Annotated in this window: 1 protein-coding gene; it reads left to right on the plus strand. The window is 52.3% G+C overall.

All coding sequences use genetic code 11. The annotated features are described in order from the left end of the window. Positions 1 to 730: 730 nt before the first annotated feature. The coding region (locus AAAU26_RS00130) for a plasmid recombination protein (protein WP_349180847.1) at positions 731 to 1,806 on the plus strand (1,076 nt) is incomplete at its 3' end.

Consider the following 1,806-nt stretch of genomic DNA (forward strand, 5'->3'; position numbering starts at 1 on the left):
TTCATCAAGTCCGCAAGACGGATGTTGGATGGTGCGGGCAGATATTCCTGTGCCATGTGGTCGGCCCTCCTTTTTGAGCTTTTTCCTCATTATAATACGCTCTTCCGTTTTGTTCAATATACGGTTTTCTCTCCGCCCTTGCTGTTGCAGCCCTGCAACCGGTAAGGGCTTTTTTCTTTTCCGTTGCAGTTTTGCCGCTTTTTTGCTCTTTCTGCAAAATTTTCCGTATATTCAGGCAGGAAACAAAAAAACACCAGAGTTCCCACGCTAGGGACTCTGGTGCAGTACATAACATCGCCCTGCCCGGTGGCCGCAGGGTGCGGGGCTTTGTGGGCATCGAGCCGCTTGTCCACCCCTGTCCATAAAAAGTGCATTTTTTCACGGAAGAAGTTCGTACAACCTGTACGGTCTGTACTTGTACGCACCCGTACGGCAAATCGAGATAAATTAAGGCGTGTTATCGTTTATATTTCGGGTTTCCGTACACCGTACGAACCGTACAGGTTATTTGAACTCCGTACGCGATTTTTTCGGATGCGTACGGAGCAATCAAGTTCGCATTGTGCGAACTTGATTGTAACTCTCCCGCAGGAGACGTTCCCCCTCGGAGAGCCCACTACACTTTGCAGACCATAGGGATGAAAGTGTCATAGTGGGTTATTACACTTCCGCAGAAGTGCATCTCCGTTCCCCGTCACCTCTCGATGAACCTTGAAAGGAGGGATGCCCTTTGGCAAGAAATGATGGCATTGACCGCACCAGTGTTCGAAATCTCGCCGTTTCGGACAAGGCCGTTGGCAACACTCAGCAGCACAACGAGCGCGAAAAGGACAGCTACCGGAACCCCGACATCATCCCCCAGCGCACTGCATGGAACATCCACTTCAAAAAGCCAACCGCCAGCTACACCGACCTGTTCTCCCAACTGGAATCCGATGGAACCATCTCCACGCGCGGCCTGAAACCGGATGCCACCCACTACTGTGAGCTTGTCTTTGATGTCAACTCGGCCTATTTTGACAATCACGGTGGCTACGAGTTCGCCAAGCAGTTCTATGCAGATGCCTACAAAGCTGCTATCCAAATCGTAGGCGGTGAACAGTATATCCTCTCGGCTGTCATGCATGCCGATGAGATCAACCGTGCCATGACCGAAGCATTAGGCCGTGAAGTCTACCACTATCATCTCCATGTGGTCTATGTGCCTGTGGTGGAAAAGCAGATCCTCTGGTCGAAACGCTGCAAGGACAAGGCACTGGTCGGCACAGTCAAGGAGACTGTCATGCAGGTCAGCCGGAGCAAGAAGTGGGCATCCAAGCCCCTGCTGGACGATGCCGGAAAGCCTGTCCTGCAAAAGAACGGCAAGCCAGTCTTGAAGAAGTCGTACAGTGTCCTGCAAGACGATTTCTTCAACTATATGCGCAATGCCGGGTACACGGATGTAGAGCGCGGTGAGCGTGGCAGCACCGAAGAACACCTGACCGTCACCCAGTTCAAAGTCCAGCGAGAGCAGGAACGGCTGGACGCCCTGACCGCCCAAGCCGACCAAAAGGCGCAGTCGCTTGCCAAAACCAGTCAGACCCTCTCCAAAAAGGAGAAGGAACTTGCCGCTGTGCAGAAAAAGACCACGCTCACGAAAGAAGCCCTCATTCATGCGCGTGATCTGGATTATATCGGCAAGCGCACCTTCCTCGGCAACTACTCGCTGACCGAAGAAGAATTTTCCAAGCTGAAAAAGCAAGCCGACCACGGCTATATGATGGACGTGGAGAACCGCCGCTTGAAAGAAGAACTTTCCACCGCCAA

Source organism: Faecalibacterium longum, assembly GCF_040094125.1.
Classification (GTDB): Bacteria; Bacillota; Clostridia; order Oscillospirales; family Ruminococcaceae; genus Faecalibacterium; species Faecalibacterium longum.